This window comes from Synechocystis sp. CACIAM 05, assembly GCF_010222815.1.
GTDB lineage: Bacteria > Cyanobacteriota > Cyanobacteriia > Cyanobacteriales > Microcystaceae > Synechocystis.
Genome location: NZ_CP019225.1, coordinates 1,184,616 through 1,203,407 on the forward strand (window position 1 = coordinate 1,184,616; position 18,792 = coordinate 1,203,407).

Below are 18,792 nucleotides of genomic sequence, written 5' to 3' on the forward strand. Positions count from 1 at the left end.
ATATAGGTTCAAGCCGGCGATCGCCATTGGGCAATGGATTCTAATCGGTTCTAGCCAAAGCAAGAAAATTTTCATCTAAGCAATTCACTTAATAATACAAATCGTTGAATTGCCAAAAAATAAGTATAATTAATATTAATAATTAGATTCCCGTCGTAGTTTACCCTGTTGCGGCGGCACAAAATCAATTTTTAAAAAGTCTTAACTATGAGTAAAATTAGGATTATTTCACTAACTAGAGGCAAATTTCTGTGAAAGTGAGCAAACGTTTTTTCCAGCCTTGTTTAGTGTTGGGGATTTCCCTTGGTTTATCTTTAGCCCTTGTTCCTGACGCCCTAGCCCTAAAAACCTATTATCAATTGCCCATAAGCCTAGCAGTAGAAGCGGCCATGGAAGCGGTCAATACCTGTCAACAGGATGGTTATAACGTCACCGCCACGGTAGTCAATCGGGAAGGTTTAGTACAAGCTGTAATTCGGGGAGATGACGCCACCCCCCACACCATCGAAAATAGTTTTTATAAAGCCTTTACTTTGATTACTCTGGGCCCCATCACTGGGCAAGATTCCACCGGGGCGATCGCCCAAAAGATGACCCCAGCTCCTTTACCTGTGGGTTCTGTGCCCTTGGCTCCCAATCCTATTACTGGTCTTAGTTTTAGCACCGGCGGCTCAGCGATTAAAGTGGGAGACCAATTGGTGGCGGCGATCGGCGTTTCTGGTTCACCCAATGGTAATTTAGATCAAACCTGTGGTTTGAAAGGTATTGAAAAAATTAAGTCCCGTTTAGTGCCTTAAACTTTTACCCTTGTCTATGGTTGGTAACCCTTAAACTTTTTTTACGGAAGAAGATCAAGCAAAATATAAAGAAAAGTATCTCACTAAAGCCATCAAAATATTTTCCATGAAACAGGTTAATTTTTTAACTGGATTTTTGTCTAATTCCCTTATTGCTTTAGTTATTATCTTTGTTGTCACTGTTGCCACCTTACAAACAGCTAAAGCCGTTGCAACTTTAGATAATCAAAATATCTATACACCATCGGCAAGCAATATTCGAGGCATTCAGGAACGAATTGTTTATGATTTTCCCGATACGGGTTTGAAATTAACCATGCCCAGATTTCTTAAAGATCCTGTGGCTTTCGAAACTCCAGGCAAAGACGTATTAATTATGTTGAGAACACCGGCTGATACCTGTGGCTTGTATCAAATGGCGGAGGCTATCTTAACCTCTAATGCTGGCCCGCCGCCCCATTTTCATTACGCTTCCGATGAGTGGTTTTTTTCTACAGAACCATCCCAAGTTCGGCTTTATAGTTCTCGGGAATTTCAAGCTCCGTTACAAGTCGGTCAAATTCCTGGGATTAATGTTGACCCCATTAAAGTTGGCTCTGTTCTCGAAGATCAAGGGGAAATAATCTTTTCTCCTAGGGGGATGGTGCATTATTTTCGTAATGAAACTCCGGGGAAAGCGGAAGTCCGGGGTTTTTATAATGTTTGGGCTCCTGGCTATGGCATTTCCGAACGGTTTGAAGGAATTGATAACCTTGATGGATCCAACAGCAACCAGTCCATCCCCTTGGCACAGAAAGAGTTTTTACAAACAGCCCTTTGGGGAATTCCCCACGACATCACCGGCGGCTTTGTGGGAACTAAGGATTATTACAATGAGCGGGGTTCTGTTTTTATTCATCCCGATAACATCGAGGAACTCCAAGCCCTGTTCGACCAGGGGGAAGCTTGCTATCCCAATGAAGGATAAATTGAATTTAATCTCTACATAGTTAGACTTTTTTTCAAAAAATATTTCAGTTTTTATTCTCAATTCAGGATTTTTTAAATGCGTATTTTTCCTGTATTTTTACTAACTTTCAGCCTTTTTTTAATCAAGGAAGAAATAGTTACAGCAGAAGTTAAAGTTTCTGCGCCGGTGGTTAATCAATCTGGCATTAAGCTAAATCTTGAGCGACAATTTACGGGGTCTGATGTGGCTATTAACCGTATCCATTTTAGTCCCGACGGACAATTTTTACTAACGGCGGCCGCGGATGGCATGGGCACTTTATGGACTAAAGAAGGGGAAATGCTGGGGCAACTACAGGGTCAAAAGCCCCCCATGTTCAATGCTCGTCTTTCCCCCGATCGCCAAATTTTAATCACCACTGGCTATGACGGTACCATTCGCTTGTGGAATTTGCAGGGGGAGCTACTGGAGGAACAACAGCCCCATCGAGCAGCGGTGGCCGATGCCATATTTAGTCCCGACAGTCAAATCATTGTCACCTGTTCTGATGATGGTCAAACTAAAATTTTTACCCGCCAAGGTCAAGAAATAGCTAGTGTTTTAAAATCAGGTACAGCTCGAAATTTGGCGTACCATCCCCAGGGGCTTTTAATTGCTAGTGTTTCCGATAGCGGTTCCCTCCATTTAATTAATCCCAACGGCAAAATTGAACGGGAAATTGCCACAGGCCAAGGGCGAATTAATAATGTTAACTTTAGTCCGAATGGTGAACAATTATTAACTTCAGGCATTAATGGTTCTGCCAAGTTATGGAATTTAGCAGGGGAATTAATCCATGAATATAAAGTTGTGCCCACCGGTTGGGTTAACAGTGCCCAGTTCTATCCTAAAGGTGAATGGCTAGCCACCGCCAGTGACGACGGTACGATTAGATTTTGGCAAAAAGATGGTCAATTAATTTATGAATTACCGTTGGTTAATGCCCGCTTAACTAGCTTGAGTTTTTCTCCCGATGGCAAGCAGTTAGCGGCCACCAGCAGTCAGGGACAGGTTTGGGTTTTTAATTTATCTTATTAAGGATTAATAGCAAGATGAAACATAAATTTCTAGTTAGTTTTTTACTGGGATTAACCATTAGTTTTGCCGGCGCCCAGGTTATTGCTAAAACGCCCTCGGTTAATAACGCCCCTGTAACGCGGAGTGTAAACCAATCCCCCATTCAGCTAGAAGTTATTAAAAGTTACCAGGGTCATACGCTCAAAGGGGAAGCAATTATTCAAATTCATTACAGTCAAGATGGCAATTATTTGCTCTCTACTGCCACCGATGGTTTGGCTAAACTTTGGACAGCGGATGGAGAATTGGTGCGGGAATTTGCTGGTAAGCCTGTAGCTATGATTTTTAACGGTGCCTTTAGCAGGGACGGGAAAGCCATTATTACCGCTGGCTACAACGGTGTTGCCCGTATTTGGGATGTGCAGGGCAATGTATTGGGGGAAATTCTAGGCCACACTTCTGCTGTTACCGATGTAGTTTTCTTCAGTGATGATATGGGGGTAGTCACCAGTTCCGATGACGGCACTATTGAAGGTTGGTCAAACATTAAAGAACCACTGTTTACTGTAACTCGTCCTGGGGTGAGTCGTAATATGGACTTTAATGCTCAGACAAACTTGATTGCTGTCACCCAAGATATTGGCGAAATTACGTTACTAAATCCCGCTGGAAAAGTTGTAAGAATTATCGAAACCGACCAAGGTCGCCTCAATGATGTCAATTTTAGTCAAGATGGTAAGTTGTTAGTTACAGCTGGTTTTGATGGCACAGCTCGAGTGTTTAATCTTGATGGCCAAGAAATATTAAAAATTGATGTGCTTGATGATGGGTGGGTTACTGGGGTTGCCATCAACCAAGACAATTTAATCGCCACCGTTTCCGACGATGGCATTTTAAGAGTGTGGAATTTGCAGGGACAATTATTGGGGCAATACAATCCCAATTTAGAAAGATTGGGCAGTGTGTCTTTCCATCCCAACGGCAAAAATTTGGCGATCGCCGCTTACCACGGCACCATTATTTTGCTGGAGTTGCAATAAATAGGAAGAAGACTGATATTCACGCCCAATTCCTAACTATTTTCACTTAACGTAAATCTGGCAGAACAGCATCCCGACCTTTAATGGCACAACCTTCGTCCACCATCCCAATGGGAGTGCCGGAAACCCCCAAGCCTCCCACCACTTTGCCCTGGGAAACCAAGGTCACTCCACCGGGAAAAAGGGTGATGCCCGTGAGGGGATCGGCGGGCATGGGCCATGTGCCCACTCCCTGGGCTCCCTTTGCTTGCATTGACGCCAAAATACCAGAAGTCCTGTCCAAATTATGATTGGTGGCTAGGGTAACAGCGGAATAGGCTTTATTGAATGAAGTTTGCACCGTATGCACCAGGGCCCCATCGCTACGAATGACCACCAACACATTACCTTCGGGATTGACGACGGTGGCCGTAACCCCATAACCTTCCTGACGACAAGCGGCGATCGCCGACTGGGCCGCTTTAATGGCAATATCCGCAGGTAAAACGGGGGTTTCTTCTAGGGCCAAGGCCGGTAGAGCTAAACCCGTTAAAGCAATGGTAGTTAGTAGCGGAGCAAAAGTAAATTTGAGCATGGTGAAATTCCTTGTTTGACAACAAAATTGCTGGGATATTTTCGGCTAATTATTCGGTTAATTAACTGGTGGCACCGGGAACAAAATTAGGCACATTGGGATAAACATTTTGAATATCTTCCCGAATGGTATTGGGGTCATTTAAAGCAAAGTTGGCAATGTCAATTTTTTTCATAAATGCCACCCCTGGTTTTGCCATCACATACTTAAGAAAATCTTCAAACACATAAACATGCTCCGGCCGTTGCAGGCGATCGTGCATTGTTACCGCCATCATCCGTCGTCGATAGGCCGCTTCCTCATAAAGGCGATCGAAAGAGTTTTTTAACTCGGTTAAGTACTGGCCAGAGGAAAAGAAGCGGGCCTCATAAGCACGAATATCATTCAGATAAACGGCGTAGGGCACCACCATGATAGATTTGCCGTTGTTGAGGTTAACAATGAAAGGTTCATCCCGGCTGACATCATCAATGTGATAAACAAAACCCAATTCATTCAGTACAGTAAGAATATTGACAGAACCCCGTAAACCCGGGGCATTGTAGCCCACTGCCCGCTGTCCTGTAACTTTTAGGATTATGTCCACATTACGTTGAATAAAGTCCCTTTCCTGGGGCGCGGTCATATTAAATTCATTATCCCAGTCCCAACCATGGGCCGCCGCTTCATGGCCCCGTTGGACAATTTCCTTGGCCCGGTCTGGATACATTTCCACCGTGCGCCCAGACATGTGGGAAGTGATTTTAATTTTGTACTTATCTAGTAAATCGAGAATACGGGGAACCCCTTCCGTATAGCCATAGCGGTACCAAGTAATGGTGGGCATATCGTAGTAATCCGGCGGCGGGGTGAAGTTTCCAAAGGGAGTAGGAGCGCCTTTGGCCGGCTGACTGCCTGTTTCAAACATTAAAGACAGGGAAATAGGCAAACGGATATTGTCGGGCCAAAATTTACCGCCCCTAGTGCTAGATTGTTGCGCCAACAGTGGCTTATTCCCCATCAAAGCGTAACTGGCGATCGCCCCGGCTCCGGTGGCCAGGCCATATTTAAACAGATCTCTTCTTTGCATAATTCAGAACTCCTTGGTGGTTGTAAAAGTGGTTAAAATTGCCTGGAAAATTTCCTCCGGTGCTTCCTCGGGAATGTAATGGCCACACTGTTCAATCACGTAACCGGTAATGTCATTACAATAGGGAGATAAACCGTTATAAATTAAGGATTTAGTGGCAAATTCTCCCCCCATGGTAAAAATTGGCTGACTGAAATGCGTCTCCGCCGTGGGAGTATTAGCCTTTGTTGTTTCCTCTAGGGCGGAGTACCAAAGAAAACCAGCTTTCATTGCCCCAGGACGACTATAGTAACGGGCATAGTAATCCATAACTTCGGGGGTAAGATTCTGCTTCCGTTTAGATTTATTAGTGAAATACCAACTGAGATATTCATTTTCTTTTCCTGTTACCAAACTACTTGCTAAATCCGGCACCATATGGAAGTAGAACTGCCAAACTTTTGGTGCATTAACCACAGAGAAGAAATCGTTACTAACCAAACCGGGAATAGCTGCATCGATTAATCCTGCCCCCAACACAGCTTCTGGAAAAAATTTCAGCACTGTAAAGGCAACCCAAGCCCCCACATCATGGCCCACTAAGTAAAAAGAACTAATTTCTTTTTTGGCTAAAAAGGCTTTAATTTCCCTCGCCGCTGTGCCGCAATCATAGGGGCCGTCGGGAATATCGGAATCCCCCTGACCCCTCATATCCAGGGCAATTACCCGGAAATGCTCTCCCAATTGTTCTAGCAATAGCCGCCAGACGTAGCAGGTTTGGGGCCAGCCCCCCAGTAGAAGTAATGATTGCCCGCTTCCCCCTTCAATGGCATGAAGATTCACTCCTTCAACGTCGGTATAGGTATGCTCAAAGCCTGATGGCAAGGCGATAGGAATAAAGGGGCTATTCATAGATTATTGACTGAGTAAATTTAGTTAGTTTGATACGTTTGTCGCAAAAATTTCAGTCCATCTTGGGCAAGGGCATTATTACTAGGGGCCACAGTGCGCCACAAGCGGGCTCCATTAGCCAATTCCTTATCCTCAAAATTAAAACTTTCAATGGTGACCCAACCTTGGTAATCCATGGTTTGTAAGGCTTTAAACCAATCGCCCCAAGCAAAGGAATCACTGCCGGGAGTGCCCCGGTCTTTGGCACAGGCATGGATATGAAAACAATGATTGCTCGCTTGTAAAAAAGCTTTGATTACATCCTTTTCTTCAATATTCATGTGGAATAAATCCAGTAATAGCCCCAGTTGAGGACAATCCACTGCATCGAGCAATTCTAAGCCTTGAGCTACAGTATTTAAAGCATAACCTTGAAAACGATTCAGGGGTTCCACAGCAAACTTCAGATCAGTTTTGATCAGAGTTTCCGCTACCAGCTTAAAGGCCTCCTGCATGCGAACATTTTCCCGTTTTTGCAGAGGTTCTCCACTGAGATAGCCCACAGGATGGGGGAACGGCCCAGAGAGTTGAATGATGCCGCATTGTTGACAGAATTTAATTGCCCTTTCTAGATAAGCAATGGATTCCCACCAGCAGTCTTCATTCTTGGTAGTCAAGGATAAACCCCGGGGTAAACTGGTGCAAAAGGTTAGCTCTACACCATACTTTTCGCCATAACTTTTAAGTTGGAGGGGATCGATTTGGTCGAAATAATGGGTAGCAATTTCTACCCCATCAAATCCCCACCTTTTGGCATCTTGGAAAACATATTCTTCATTACCAAGAAATTCTTTTTTCCAGATAAAAGTATGAACTCCAAACTTAATTTTGGGGGAAGAAATCATGAGCAGGTTACCGATTTATCACCACGGTTAAAAGCTTCAATTACCTCCACCATACGCTCCAAGTCTTTATCATTTTTTAGTTTGGCAATTTGGGCAGGTAATTTGTCACTAATGGTGTTGACATATTCCATGAAATAGGAACTTTGATTAATTCCATATTTGGGAGCTTCCGAAGCAAAGGCCGCCCTTTGGGCATTGGTCAATTCCGGTAAATTGTTCAAATCAGTAATGCGGGGCCCCACAGCTTGAAAATATTCCCGCATCCCACCGTCATGGTAGGGAAAATCCGGTGCAACTTCATTACGCATCCAAACAAAAACAATGGGTAATGTTTTATCCGTAGGATTAACAAAACCATGCATGTAATGGTTGGGAGAATAAATCAATTGTTTGGGCTCGCTTTGAATGCTATACAAATCTCCCCGACCGGCTCCCCCGACCACAGGTAACTCGTCCATATTGGGATATTGTTTAGTGCTGTGGAACAGTTCAATACCGCCTTCCGGAGTCCAAAACCATTCATTGATGAAGTAATGAATATGGGGCATGGGGCCGCCTCCAGGGGGAATTTGGGCGTGGGCGATGGCAAAACCAATGTCCTTGGCACTACAGGAAGCAATATCAAAAATTTCGTTGGCAGGAGTATAAATTAGCAGGGGATCCGCTAATTTGGGCATGGGAATATCATCAAAGGTATGAATTTCTGTTTCTGCGGCAACGCTAAAATTTTGCAAAAACAGAATAGTCCCCAACGTCAGAGTTAAAACTAGACCAATACCCCAAAGTTTAACTTTCAATAGCATAATTGCTTCTCCAGGCTAATTTAGATTTAAAAACCAAATTTTTGCTTGATAAACGTGTAAGTGACTTGGCCTAAAAGACAGGCTCCGGCAGCGACTAAGCCTTCAAAAGGGGGAACTGGCAAGGGGAGTTTGAAAAAGCCAAAAATCACTCCTAAGATCCAGCCGCCAAGAATGGCAAAGCCTAGTTCTTTACTCATAAATTTTCCCAGAAATTGTTGAAAGTATTAAAAGCATTTAACAGTTGCATCGCCTTGATTGTAGGCATTGATAGTGTCGATAATCCGGTTTAAGCTCTGATCATTTTCTAACTTAGTTAATGACGTTGGTAGCTTGCCGCTAACCCCATCTACATACTCAAAAAAGTAGTAGCTTTGGTTAATACCGTAAAGGGGAGCATGGCTGACAAATTCTATTTTGGATTCCTCTGTGATAGCTGGCAAATGCTTTAAATCTTTGATGGGAATGCCCACGTCCTGGAAATATTCCCGGATGCCACCGTCATGCAATTCGTATTCAGGAGAAATGCCGTCTTCCAACCAAATAAAGGTCAAAGGACGGGTTTCCGTGGTGGTATTGGCAAAGCCATGGACTCGATATTTGGGCCCGTAAACGATCTGATTGGGTTCAGTATTAACAGTGTACACAGTGGTATTGCCGGCCTGTTCATCGGTGGCGGGATTCTCCAAATCGGGGTACTCTTTCACACTTTGAAATAATTGCAGTCCCCCTTTCGGAGTCCAAAACCACTCATTGGTGTAATGATGGATGTGAGGTAGTGGTCCCGCCCCTGGGGGAATCTGGGCTTCCGCAATGGTGAAACCAATACCATCGGCATTGCAAGTGGAAAATTCAAAAATTTCCCCTGCTGGTCCCAGAATTTTTTCTGTTTTTTCTATGTTGGGATGGGGAAAATTATCCAACGTAGAAATTGCCAAGGCTTTAGGAATTGCTATGGTCAAAGTGCCTAAAACTATCAGTAAAATGAGGCACAACTTGGAAAGTAATGGGGATAAACGTAAAGTTTTCATGGCGTTGACTAGGATTTGAGGAAAACTTACAATGTCTGCGTTTCGGCTATTTTATAAATCTTAATTTCGGCTGGCTTAGCTAATAAATCAGGAGATTTTTCCACAAATTCATGGAAGTAGGGGGTTTGAAAATGATAGTCGAGGGCCGCTCGATTCCGCCAAACTTCAAAAAAAAGAAAAGAATTATCTTCTGTTTCATCCTCATAAAAACTGTAGGAAATACAACCGGGTTCCGACCGAGAAGGCTCAATAAATGTCTGGGATAGGGCAATAAATGCTTCTTTTTTATCGGGTTTTACCTTGATGTTGCCCGCTACGACAATGGGATCGTCCGCCCCCTTAACATCTTCTGCCAAACTAGGAGATGGCAGCAAGAAAATGCTAGTAAACACCAAAAAGGAAAGGATAATGGTCAGCCCTCTTTTTAGCAATGCTGCTCTGTTACCAGACAGAAAAAAATCAGCTCTCATGTTCAGATATATTAATAAGTTGTCCAGGTCATATCAGCTATACCTTGATTAAGTACCCAGGGTAAATCAAGCCAGCCGATTGCCGCAATCTTGCCAATTATCAGGCATTATAGGAATCTTCCCTAGCTTAGGCTTAGTACGTTTACAAATATTTACATGGTTAAATTTTGGCGATCGCCAATGGACAGTCTAGGGACAATTGAAATGTCAAGAATTATTGACTAATTGTCGAGGAATGATAGCGGCAAAACGTCGAAATGGGTCAAGCTGGATTCCCTCAGTAACATTTCGTTACAGTGGTAATTTAGTCGGGAGATTATGCTATGCTTTGCACCAAATTAGTTCTCTTTGAATTTTTCTTTCGGAGTGTCGAGTATTCGGGTTCTGAATGGGTGAATTTTTTCAAGCCCGTCGCCCGTCGGAACTGAACCCCGCTTTGCTTAAATTAAACTGATTACTTTTAGTTATCTTGGCAAATCATCTATGTCATCAAGAAAAAATTACTACTTAGGTTTGAAAGCGGACTATTCCCAGCCCGGCCTTGTGCCCGATACCCTCAAGGAGAAATTAATCGCTGAAGGCATTGCCTACGTAGCCCAAAAGGAAGCCACCCTACCGGCGATCGATGATTCTTACACCCTGGAAATTATTGAACAGGAAAACAAAGATTGGTGGCCAACCCACTGTGAAGCTTTGCGACAGGGTCGGGGAGATATTTTAACCGGGGAATACCGGGAAGATTTGGTTTACTTTTGCCAAGATGGTCCCTACTCTGGCTTGGAACAACAACAGGAACGGGAAAAACATTGGTGGGCTTTAATTGCTCAGCCTGGGGTTACCATGGTCTGGCCCATTGTCATGTTTTACGGTGAACATACTTTCTTTGAATGGAAATGTGTGGACGATGAAACCCACGAAACGATCGCCAAGGGCAATGTCACCTGGGTGCGCCGGGGTCACCGGGGTGGCTGCTATTTAAAAACAGAACAACTCACTTTTTATCGGGACGTGTTTGCTCCTGATAGTTTACTAAAACTAATCACTACCTAGGAGTTAGCCCCATGAGTGAGTTTAAAAACGCTGTGCTGGATGATAAAGACCTCCAGGCAGGTCTGAGCGGGATTAATCCTAAATTTGGTGATTTTTGCACCAGGGTAGCGGGGGAAGCCTGGGGTTTGCCATTAATTGATCAAAAAACTAAAGCCCTAATTGTCATTGCGGTGGATGTGGCTAATCAGACCCTCAGTGGCCCTTTTCAAGCCCATGTGGATATGGCCCTAAAACAGGGTGCTACTAAGGAAGAAATTGAAGAAGTGCTCTCCTTCATGTGTGTTTATGGTGGGTTTAATAAAGCCGCTGGAGCTTTTGCCGCCCTAAAAGAAATTTTCGAGCAAAATTCTTAGATAACTTTTAAAAATCCCCCCTGGTTCCCAACCTCGGGGAAATTTATCCCTCGTCAAATTAGGAGCTTTATGACCACAACAAAAGGCAAGATTGGTGTCTTAATCGAAGAACATTTTGATGGCACTGAGTATCGCTGGTTCAATGAGTATTTTCCCGCCCAGGGCTATGAAGTGGAATATATCAGCCATTTGTGGGGACAACCGGAACTGAAGTTTGGTTCTAACCCAGAAAATGACCAAGTGGAATACCACGTCACCGTAACCACGGAAGTGAATGATATTGACCCCAAAGATTACAAGGGCATTATTGCCATTGGGGCCTACGCCATGGATCGCTTGCGGTACCAAGCCACCGTCAAAAAAGGTGAAAAAAATCAAGCCCCCGCAGTTGTTTTTCTCCGTAAAGCAGCGGCCACTGAAGGGTTAAAACTGGGAACCATTTGCCATAGTTTATGGCTATTTTGCGCCGATCCCGATCTGCTTAAAGATAAAAAAGTCACCTGCGCCCACAACATTATTTGTGACGTGGAAAATGCTGGAGCGGATGTGGTGTATGAAGGGGATCAGACTGCCGAGTTGGTAATTGACGGCGATCTAATTACCGGCAAACATCCAGGCATGATTGAAGAATTTGTCAAAACTTTTGTTGAGCAAATCGAAGCTTAAAAACCTTTCCTTCCTTCCCGTGGCATCAACATATGAGTCCCAAAATTAACTTTCCTTTTTCCGATCTGATTGCAGGTTATGTGACAAGTTACGACCAAGAAGCGGATATTTTTGGTCTGAAAACCTCCGACGGCCAAGAGTTTCAGGTCAAACTTAGTCCCATGGCCTACGCCAAAGTGATCCAAAACTTTGATGAAGGTTATCCCGACGCCACCGGCACTATGCGGACTTGGTTAACCTCAGGGAGGTTTCTGTACGTTTACGGCGTTTTTTACCCCGATACGGCTATTTTTGACGGGAAGCAGGTGGTCTTTGCAGGCAAAAAGCCAGCGGAATACGTGTTTGAGAAACAGGATTGGTGGATTAAACAGGTAAACTCCCTCGGTAAGTTTTTTATCAAAGCCCAATTTGGCGACGGGGAGATTGATTACCGCCATTACCGCACCGATTTGTCCATGAGTGGGGAGCGGTCAACGGTAAATTTTCGCCAAGAAACGGATACCATTTCCCGGCTGGTGTACGGTTTTGCTACCGCCTTTATGATGACCGGGGATGACCAATTTTTGGAGGCGGCGGAAAAAGGTACGGAGTATTTACGAGAGCATATGCGCTTTGTCGATAAGGACGAGGACATTATTTACTGGTACCATGCCATTGATGTGCAGGGGGAAAAAGAACAAAAAATCTTTGCGTCCGAATTTGGCGATGATTACGACGCCATTCCTGCCTACGAACAAATCTACGCTTTAGCCGGCCCCATCCAGACCTACCGTTGCACTGGCGATCGCCGTATTCTCCATGACGCAGAACAGACCATTAAACTGTTCGACAAATTTTTCCTAGACAAGAGCGAATATGGGGGCTATTTTTCCCATCTCGACCCTTTGATGTTGGATCCCCGCAGTGAATCCCTCGGTCCCAACAAAGCCCGGAAGAACTGGAACTCCGTGGGGGATCACGCTCCGGCTTATCTAATTAACCTATGGTTGGCCACCGGGGAGCAAAAATATGCCGATATGTTGGAATATACCTTCGACACCATTGAGAAATACTTCCCCGACTACGACCATAGCCCCTTTGTGCAAGAACGTTTTTACGAAGACTGGAGCCACGACACCACTTGGGGCTGGCAACAAAATCGGGCGGTGGTGGGGCACAACCTCAAAATTGCCTGGAATTTGATGCGGATGAATAGCCTCAAGTCCAAAGAAAAATATGTGGAGTTAGCCAAGAAAATTGCTGACCTGATGCCGGCGGTAGGTAGTGACCAACAGCGGGGCGGCTGGTACGACGTGGTAGAAAGGTTGTTGGATAACCATAGCCGTTGCCATCAATTTGTTTGGCATGACCGCAAAGCCTGGTGGCAACAGGAACAGGCGATTTTGGCTTATCTAATTTTGGCTGGTATTTTGGACGATGAAGAATACCACCGCCATGGCCAGGAGGCATCCGCTTTCTATAACGCTTGGTTCCTAGATTTAGAAGATGGGGGCATTTACTTTAACGTCCTTGCCAACGGCATTCCCTACCTAGCGGGGGGTAATGAACGGGCTAAGGGTAGTCACTCCATGAGTGGTTACCATTCCTTTGAACTTTGTTATCTAGCGGCGGTGTACACCAATTTTCTGATCACCAAGCACCCCATGGATTTCTATTTCAAACCCTTGCCTAACGGTTTCCCCGACGGTATTCTGCGGGTATCCCCGGATATTCTTCCCCCTGGCAGTGTGGCGATCGCCAGTGTGGAAATTGACGGCAAACCCTATGAAAATTTCGATGCCCAGGGCTTAACTGTGACCTTACCCGACAGCCAAGAACGGGTCAAAATCAAAGTTCGTTTAGTCCCCACTGCCTAAGCCCCATGGATATTCAAATTAATCAACAGGAAGACATTACCGTTGTCACCCTTAGCGGGGAAGTGGACGCCAACACGGCCCCGAAAATCCATGAAGTGATTCTGCCCCTAGCGGAACCGGGGTCAAAAATTCTTCTGGACATGACCGCTGTGCCCTATATGTCCAGCGCGGGGTTAAGGCTTTTGCTCTATCTCTACCGCCAAACCACCGCCAACTCAGCCCAATTAGTATTAGTAGGGCTTTCGGAGGAGTTGATCGACACCATGGCCGTGACCGGATTTCTTGACTTTTTCACCACCCGTCCCACCCTAGCCGAAGGCAAAGAGGCATTCTAGCAGGACACCATGGAACGCATAGATATTCATCCCACCCACACCGTTAACGGTTACAAACTCCGCTGTGGCCAGCCCTTCCCCTTTGGGGCCACCATTGTGCCGGGGGGAGTTAACTTTTCCATTTACTCTAGCCATAGCACCGCTTGCACCCTAGTACTGTTTGAGAAGCGGGCTCCCCAGCCCTTTGTGGAGATTCCCTTTCCAGAATCTTTTCGCATTGGTAATGTCTATTGCATGGTGGTGTTTGACCTGGATTTTGAGAATCTGGAATACGGCTATCGCATGGAAGGCCCCAATAACTTCCAGCAGGGCCATTGGTTCGATCCCAGTAAAGTCCTTCTTGATCCCTACGCCAAAGTGGTCAGTGGCCGGGATGTTTGGGGCACCCAACCCAATTGGGATGATATTTATCAACACCGGGGCCGCCTCAGCTTTGACGATTTTGATTGGGAAAACGATTCCCCCCTGGATGTTCCCCTCGAAGACATGGTCATTTATGAAATGCATGTGCGGGGTTTCACCAAAGATCCTTCCTCCGGAGTAAAGGAAAATCACCGGGGCACCTTTGCCGGCATTCTCAGCAAAATTCCCTATCTACAGGAATTGGGTGTTAATACCATAGAATTAATGCCGGTATTCGAGTTTGATGAGTTTGAACATAGTCGTTACCACCCAGAAACGGGGGAATTTTTAGTTAACTACTGGGGTTATAGCACCGTTAACTTTTTTGCACCTAAAGCGGGTTACGCTGCCACCGGTAAATTCGGCATGCAGATTGACGAGTTGAAAAACCTAGTCAAGGAACTGCATAAAGTAGGTATTTCCGTCATTTTGGATGTGGTTTTTAACCATACGGCGGAGGGCAATGAACGGGGCCCCACCATTTCCTTTCGAGGATTGGATAACAAAACCTATTACATGCTCACCCCGGAGGGTTACTATTTCAACTTTAGTGGCACTGGCAATACCTTAAACTGCAATAATCCCATTGTGCGGGGCATGGTGCTGGACTGTCTGCGATACTGGACAGCGGAATTTCACATTGATGGTTTTCGCTTTGATTTAGCCTCTATTTTGGGAAGGGATCCCTGGGGTTACCCCTTGGCCAATCCCCCCCTATTGGAAACCCTCGCCTTTGATCCCATTTTGGCCCGTTCCAAACTTATTGCTGAAGCCTGGGATGCCGGTGGGCTATACCAAGTAGGATCTTTCCCCAGTTATGGCCGCTGGGCCGAATGGAATGGGAAATACCGAGATACGGTGCGAAAATTCATTAAAGGAGATGCGGGGGTAATTGGGGAAATGGCCCAAAGGCTACAGGGTTCCCCCGACCTTTATCAAGGAGCCGGACGACCTCCCTCCACTTCGATCAATTTTGTGACGGCCCACGACGGCTTTACCCTGGCGGATTTGGTAGCCTATAACGGCAAACATAATTACGCTAACGGGGAAAATGGCAATGATGGAGCCAACGACAATTACAGTTGGAACTGCGGGGTAGAAGGTCCCACCGATAACCCTGATATCCTCAGACTCCGGGCCCGGCAAATGCGGAATGCGATCGCCATTTTGTTGGTGAGTCAGGGGGTGCCGATGCTGTTGATGGGAGACGAAATGGGCAAAACCCAAGACGGTAACAATAATACCTATTGTCACGATTCCCCTTTCAATTGGCTCAATTGGCATTTACTTGAACAAAACCAGGCTTGGTTTCGGTTTGTCAAACACTGCATTGCCTTCCGTTTAGCCCACCCTGTATTACGCAACAGTGAACATTTCCAAAACTGCGATTACCTTGGTGTGGGATTTCCCGATATTAGTTGGCACGGAGTCAAGCCCTGGCATGCTGACTGGTCCGCTGATAGCCGAGTTTTAGCTTTTATGCTTTGTGGTCGCCATGCCAAAGGTGGCCGAGTTAAGGATAATCAAATTTATGTGGCCATGAATATGCATTACGAAAGTCTTTGGTTTGAACTGCCAGCTCCCCCGGTGGGTACCACTTGGCACGTTTTTGCCAACACAGGGGCCCAGCCTCCGGAAGATATCCATGCCCCCGGGCAGGAGCCCCCCCTCTCTTCCCAATCATCCCTACTCATTGGCGATCGGAGTGTTGTTATTTTACTAGCTAAATAAATTGTCTTAAATTTCCCTTTCCCTTCAATTCACCATTATTTAGATTTTTGTAAAAAACCATGGCTTTCAACATCGAATCGGAAATTATTAATAACGCTGCTAAATTAACCCTAATTGGTGAACTAGACGGCGGTACTGCTCCTTTGTTTAAGGAAAAAATCGAAGAAGTTGCCCAAGCAGAAATTTCAAAACTAGTGTTAATGATGGATCAATTGGAATATATGTCCAGTGCCGGTTTACGTATCTTAGTTTTTGCCAAACAAAAAATGGGCAGTGGCGTGGAGATATTTTTAGTGGGCACCCAAGAAATGGTCAATGATACTATTGAGCAAACTGGATTACACCACAGTTTTCATTTAGTGGAAAGCTATGATTTTCATTCCTAGACAACAAAATTTTGCCAGTGCATAGTTGAAAATCAACGGCATAAATGGAGGAGATAGGACATTAGTAAGGAGCTAAATTACTTCTGGTAAATTAAACCAATGAAAATGAAACTGATTCAACCTTTCATACAATCAATTCGGTTTCGCATTGTTGGACTTCTCCTGCTTTGTCTGATTCCTCCTACCTTAGGAGGGATTTTTCTTATCGACTCCTATACTGGAAGACAATTAAAAAAAATTGCAGAGCAAGATCTTCAAAGCCGGGCAAGATTGATTACCCAATTGGTATCCCGTTCAGATCGAGAGCGTCAACAAAGTACGGCTTTTGTTGCTTCCCAACCGGCAATAGTCGAATTCAACGTTGAGGCATCTCAGTATTTTTTAAACGAGTTCATTAAATTTCACCAATGGAATGGGTTCTTCGTTGTTGCCAACCAAGAGGGGGAACTAGTTGCGGGCAGTGATGGTGCCAACCAAGAAAAAGGATTACCTCTTAAGCACTGGTTTGAAGAAGTAAAAGATAAAAATCGACATTTAAACCGACTATTTCCTGGAAAGACCTATGCAGAGAGCAAAGATTGTTTAATCGTGCCTATCCACAGCAAAAATGATCAAACTCAAATTGGCATTGTTGTGGAATGTATTCCCTTACCAGTTATTGCTGATTTTGTTCAAAAAATTTTAAAAGATGCTGAGCTTGAGCGTATTTTATTAGTCAATTATGAGGGGTATATTTATGCCGACACCGATCTCAAAAATTACAGCGTACTAGAAAACAGAAAAAAATCTCCCCTTGTCAATCGGCTGCTCAATAACCAAAGTGGGTTTGTTTATAGTCAAGGTAAGTTTTCCTATCTTTCTCCTGTCCATCTGCGGGGAGCCAAAACCTGGGGATTAATTGTAGAAAATTCAGAATCTGACATTCAAGCAGCTATTTTGAATGTTAATAGAATTGGTTATCTGCTAGTTTTAGTAATTGGGGGAATTGTGGCCTATGCTTCCTGGATGGTAATCCACCACAGCACGGTTCCTATTTTGGATCTAACTAAGGCTTCCCAGGCGATCGCCGCGGGAGATTTAGATTATGAAATCAATATTAACCAGGGCAATCGTCAGGATGAAATTGGTATTTTGGGTAATAGTTTTATCTACATGAAAAACCAAATTAAAACCCTGATAGCTCAGGAAGTTAAGGATGGGGTTAACCGTTTGGAATTAGAAAAAGGTCGACAAATTCAGCAAAACTTTTTACCCATTAGCTTGCCTGATTTACAACAGTGGCAGATAAATGCTGTTTTTGAACCGGCTCGCTCTGTTTCTGGAGATTTTTATGACGCCTTTTTGTTAGGTGATGATTATTTGGCGATCGTGATTGGTGACGTATGCGATAAAGGGGTAGGTGCCGCTATGTTTATGGGGTTATTCCGCAGTTTATTGAGGGTATTTTCTGGGGAAACAATGCCTGGGGATACCTGTATCCGCGACGTTAATTATAAATGCAGCGCCAATGATGGCAATGGCAAAAAAAAAGTTATCGTGCAATTTTTAAATGCAGTGCGACTTACTAATGATTACATTGCCACAGAACACGGAGACATGGCCATGTTTGCCACTCTATTTTTTGGTGTAATTGATATTAGTAATGGTAATCTGAGCTATATCAATGCTGGCCATGAACCAGTTTTTATCTTAAGTTCTGAGGGTATTAAGCATAGATTAAAATCCACTGGTCCTGCGGTAGGAATGATGCCCAATTCTACTTTTACAATTGATAGTTTAAAAATTGATCCTGGAGAAATGTTAATTGGTTATACTGATGGCGTTACCGATGCTCGATCGCCAACTAAAGAATTTTTTGGTCGTCAACGATTGATGGAAACATTAACAGCCAATTTTTCAGCAAAAACAGAAATTCTAGACATAATTAAACAAGAATTAATCAGCCATATTGATGGTTCTATTCAGTTCGACGACATTACTATGATTGCTGTTTACCGTAATTAGATGCCATGACTATTTTAAATTTTTCCGCTGATCTAAATGCCTTAAACAGCATTGGCAAACATATTCTAGAGCAAGCTCAAGCGGTTGGATTACCCAAAAAAAGAGCTTATAAACTAAGATTGGCGGTGGATGAACTAGCAACTAATATTATTAATTATGGCTATGCCAATGCACCGGGTCATAATCAAATTAGCATCCAAGTAGAAGCGGATGATTGTCAATTAAAGGTTACTATGGTGGACACTGGCTTGCCCTACGATCCCCGCGATCGCCAATTTGATCAATCAATTCTTAGTCTGGAAGCAGAAGATCGACCCATCGGTGGACTAGGGATTTTTTTGGCTCTGCAAAGTGTAGATGAATTTACCTATGAAGTGAGGGGAAATAAAAATATTAGTTGTTTAGTCATGAATTTTGATCCTCCGGGCAATGATTAATGTTACGAGAG

At 44.3% G+C, this 18,792-nt stretch carries 21 protein-coding genes; 13 read left to right on the plus strand and 8 right to left on the minus strand.

Going from position 1 to position 18,792, the window contains the following annotated elements:
• Positions 1 to 257 precede the first annotated feature (257 nt).
• The 4 genes from BWK47_RS05625 to BWK47_RS05640 all read left to right on the plus strand — a co-directional run bounded on the left by BWK47_RS05625 (position 258) and on the right by BWK47_RS05640 (position 3,842).
• Positions 258 to 797, plus strand: coding sequence for a GlcG/HbpS family heme-binding protein (locus BWK47_RS05625; RefSeq protein WP_231848051.1), 540 nt, complete (start codon positions 258 to 260; stop codon positions 795 to 797).
• A gap of 136 nt (positions 798 to 933) precedes the next feature.
• Positions 934 to 1,764, plus strand: coding sequence for a hypothetical protein (locus BWK47_RS05630; protein ID WP_237269857.1), 831 nt, complete (start codon positions 934 to 936; stop codon positions 1,762 to 1,764).
• Between the two features lie 78 nt (positions 1,765 to 1,842).
• Positions 1,843 to 2,823 (plus strand): WD40 repeat domain-containing protein, encoded by a 981-nt coding sequence (locus BWK47_RS05635; protein WP_162327894.1) that lies wholly within the window; start codon positions 1,843 to 1,845, stop codon positions 2,821 to 2,823.
• 14 nt (positions 2,824 to 2,837) lie between these two features.
• Complete coding sequence (locus tag BWK47_RS05640; protein WP_162327895.1) at positions 2,838 to 3,842, plus strand: WD40 repeat domain-containing protein; 1,005 nt, start codon at positions 2,838 to 2,840, stop codon at positions 3,840 to 3,842.
• Between the two features lie 46 nt (positions 3,843 to 3,888).
• On the opposite strand, the gene BWK47_RS05645 is transcribed toward BWK47_RS05640, so the two are convergent.
• From BWK47_RS05645 to BWK47_RS05675, 8 genes are all read right to left on the minus strand, one after another.
• On the minus strand, positions 3,889 to 4,416 hold the full coding sequence (locus BWK47_RS05645; protein ID WP_162327896.1) for a GlcG/HbpS family heme-binding protein: 528 nt from the start codon (positions 4,414 to 4,416) through the stop codon (positions 3,889 to 3,891).
• A gap of 61 nt (positions 4,417 to 4,477) precedes the next feature.
• Positions 4,478 to 5,485, minus strand: coding sequence for a polysaccharide deacetylase family protein (locus tag BWK47_RS05650; RefSeq protein ID WP_162327897.1), 1,008 nt, complete (start codon positions 5,483 to 5,485; stop codon positions 4,478 to 4,480).
• Positions 5,486 to 5,488: 3 nt separating this feature from the next.
• On the minus strand, positions 5,489 to 6,376 hold the full coding sequence (locus BWK47_RS05655) for an alpha/beta fold hydrolase (RefSeq protein ID WP_162327898.1): 888 nt from the start codon (positions 6,374 to 6,376) through the stop codon (positions 5,489 to 5,491).
• Positions 6,377 to 6,396: 20 nt separating this feature from the next.
• Positions 6,397 to 7,260 (minus strand): sugar phosphate isomerase/epimerase family protein, encoded by an 864-nt coding sequence (locus BWK47_RS05660; RefSeq protein WP_162327899.1) that lies wholly within the window; start codon positions 7,258 to 7,260, stop codon positions 6,397 to 6,399.
• Positions 7,257 to 8,063 (minus strand): cupin domain-containing protein, encoded by an 807-nt coding sequence (locus BWK47_RS05665; RefSeq protein ID WP_010872274.1) that lies wholly within the window; start codon positions 8,061 to 8,063, stop codon positions 7,257 to 7,259. The genes BWK47_RS05660 and BWK47_RS05665 overlap by 4 nt, the downstream gene beginning before the upstream one ends.
• 26 nt (positions 8,064 to 8,089) lie before the next feature.
• Positions 8,090 to 8,260: a hypothetical protein gene (locus BWK47_RS16835; RefSeq protein ID WP_020861642.1), complete on the minus strand. Its 171-nt coding sequence runs from the start codon at positions 8,258 to 8,260 to the stop codon at positions 8,090 to 8,092.
• Between the two features lie 27 nt (positions 8,261 to 8,287).
• The gene (locus BWK47_RS05670; protein WP_010872275.1) at positions 8,288 to 9,091 is read right to left on the minus strand and encodes a cupin domain-containing protein; all 804 of its coding nucleotides are present in this window, start codon (positions 9,089 to 9,091) and stop codon (positions 8,288 to 8,290) included.
• A 26-nt stretch (positions 9,092 to 9,117) separates the two neighbouring features.
• Positions 9,118 to 9,561, minus strand: coding sequence for a putative quinol monooxygenase (locus tag BWK47_RS05675; protein WP_162327900.1), 444 nt, complete (start codon positions 9,559 to 9,561; stop codon positions 9,118 to 9,120).
• A 483-nt stretch (positions 9,562 to 10,044) separates the two neighbouring features.
• On the opposite strand from BWK47_RS05675, the gene BWK47_RS05680 reads away from it, so the two are divergent.
• The 9 genes from BWK47_RS05680 to BWK47_RS05720 all read left to right on the plus strand — a co-directional run bounded on the left by BWK47_RS05680 (position 10,045) and on the right by BWK47_RS05720 (position 18,781).
• Positions 10,045 to 10,611 carry a hypothetical protein gene (locus tag BWK47_RS05680; protein ID WP_162327901.1) on the plus strand — a complete coding sequence of 189 codons (567 nt, stop codon included), beginning with the start codon at positions 10,045 to 10,047 and terminating at the stop codon, positions 10,609 to 10,611.
• Positions 10,612 to 10,622: 11 nt separating this feature from the next.
• Positions 10,623 to 10,964 (plus strand): carboxymuconolactone decarboxylase family protein, encoded by a 342-nt coding sequence (locus tag BWK47_RS05685; RefSeq protein ID WP_162327902.1) that lies wholly within the window; start codon positions 10,623 to 10,625, stop codon positions 10,962 to 10,964.
• 69 nt (positions 10,965 to 11,033) lie between these two features.
• Positions 11,034 to 11,630, plus strand: a complete 597-nt coding sequence (locus tag BWK47_RS05690) for a DJ-1/PfpI family protein (RefSeq protein ID WP_162327903.1) — start codon at positions 11,034 to 11,036, stop codon at positions 11,628 to 11,630.
• 32 nt (positions 11,631 to 11,662) lie between these two features.
• Entirely contained in the window at positions 11,663 to 13,486 is a 1,824-nt protein-coding gene (locus BWK47_RS05695; RefSeq protein WP_162327904.1) for an AGE family epimerase/isomerase, read from the plus strand.
• Between the two features lie 5 nt (positions 13,487 to 13,491).
• Positions 13,492 to 13,821, plus strand: a complete 330-nt coding sequence (locus BWK47_RS05700; protein WP_010872281.1) for an anti-sigma factor antagonist — start codon at positions 13,492 to 13,494, stop codon at positions 13,819 to 13,821.
• A gap of 9 nt (positions 13,822 to 13,830) precedes the next feature.
• Complete coding sequence (gene glgX / locus BWK47_RS05705; RefSeq protein ID WP_162327905.1) at positions 13,831 to 15,954, plus strand: glycogen debranching protein GlgX; 2,124 nt, start codon at positions 13,831 to 13,833, stop codon at positions 15,952 to 15,954.
• 59 nt (positions 15,955 to 16,013) lie between these two features.
• On the plus strand, positions 16,014 to 16,340 hold the full coding sequence (locus BWK47_RS05710; protein WP_010872283.1) for an anti-sigma factor antagonist: 327 nt from the start codon (positions 16,014 to 16,016) through the stop codon (positions 16,338 to 16,340).
• Between the two features lie 99 nt (positions 16,341 to 16,439).
• Positions 16,440 to 18,344, plus strand: a complete 1,905-nt coding sequence (locus BWK47_RS05715; RefSeq protein WP_162327906.1) for a SpoIIE family protein phosphatase — start codon at positions 16,440 to 16,442, stop codon at positions 18,342 to 18,344.
• 5 nt (positions 18,345 to 18,349) lie between these two features.
• A complete protein-coding gene (locus tag BWK47_RS05720; protein WP_010872285.1) occupies positions 18,350 to 18,781 on the plus strand; it encodes an ATP-binding protein in 432 nt (143 codons plus the stop codon).
• Positions 18,782 to 18,792 lie beyond the last annotated feature (11 nt).

Excerpts from the sequence above, each read along its gene's own strand:
- BWK47_RS05635 (WP_162327894.1), top strand. The coding sequence starts at position 1,843 with ATGCGTATTTTTCCTGTATTTTTACTAACTTTCAGCCTTTTTTTAATC.
- BWK47_RS05640 (WP_162327895.1), top strand. The coding sequence starts at position 2,838 with ATGAAACATAAATTTCTAGTTAGTTTTTTACTGGGATTAACCATTAGT.
- BWK47_RS05645 (WP_162327896.1), bottom strand. The coding sequence starts at position 4,416 with ATGCTCAAATTTACTTTTGCTCCGCTACTAACTACCATTGCTTTAACG.
- BWK47_RS05650 (WP_162327897.1), bottom strand. The coding sequence starts at position 5,485 with ATGCAAAGAAGAGATCTGTTTAAATATGGCCTGGCCACCGGAGCCGGG.
- BWK47_RS05655 (WP_162327898.1), bottom strand. The coding sequence starts at position 6,376 with ATGAATAGCCCCTTTATTCCTATCGCCTTGCCATCAGGCTTTGAGCAT.
- BWK47_RS05660 (WP_162327899.1), bottom strand. The coding sequence starts at position 7,260 with ATGATTTCTTCCCCCAAAATTAAGTTTGGAGTTCATACTTTTATCTGG.
- BWK47_RS05665 (WP_010872274.1), bottom strand. The coding sequence starts at position 8,063 with ATGCTATTGAAAGTTAAACTTTGGGGTATTGGTCTAGTTTTAACTCTG.
- BWK47_RS16835 (WP_020861642.1), bottom strand. The coding sequence starts at position 8,260 with ATGAGTAAAGAACTAGGCTTTGCCATTCTTGGCGGCTGGATCTTAGGA.
- BWK47_RS05670 (WP_010872275.1), bottom strand. The coding sequence starts at position 9,091 with ATGAAAACTTTACGTTTATCCCCATTACTTTCCAAGTTGTGCCTCATT.
- BWK47_RS05675 (WP_162327900.1), bottom strand. The coding sequence starts at position 9,561 with ATGAGAGCTGATTTTTTTCTGTCTGGTAACAGAGCAGCATTGCTAAAA.
- BWK47_RS05680 (WP_162327901.1), top strand. The coding sequence starts at position 10,045 with ATGTCATCAAGAAAAAATTACTACTTAGGTTTGAAAGCGGACTATTCC.
- BWK47_RS05685 (WP_162327902.1), top strand. The coding sequence starts at position 10,623 with ATGAGTGAGTTTAAAAACGCTGTGCTGGATGATAAAGACCTCCAGGCA.
- BWK47_RS05690 (WP_162327903.1), top strand. The coding sequence starts at position 11,034 with ATGACCACAACAAAAGGCAAGATTGGTGTCTTAATCGAAGAACATTTT.
- BWK47_RS05695 (WP_162327904.1), top strand. The coding sequence starts at position 11,663 with ATGAGTCCCAAAATTAACTTTCCTTTTTCCGATCTGATTGCAGGTTAT.
- BWK47_RS05700 (WP_010872281.1), top strand. The coding sequence starts at position 13,492 with ATGGATATTCAAATTAATCAACAGGAAGACATTACCGTTGTCACCCTT.
- glgX (WP_162327905.1), top strand. The coding sequence starts at position 13,831 with ATGGAACGCATAGATATTCATCCCACCCACACCGTTAACGGTTACAAA.
- BWK47_RS05710 (WP_010872283.1), top strand. The coding sequence starts at position 16,014 with ATGGCTTTCAACATCGAATCGGAAATTATTAATAACGCTGCTAAATTA.
- BWK47_RS05715 (WP_162327906.1), top strand. The coding sequence starts at position 16,440 with ATGAAAATGAAACTGATTCAACCTTTCATACAATCAATTCGGTTTCGC.
- BWK47_RS05720 (WP_010872285.1), top strand. The coding sequence starts at position 18,350 with ATGACTATTTTAAATTTTTCCGCTGATCTAAATGCCTTAAACAGCATT.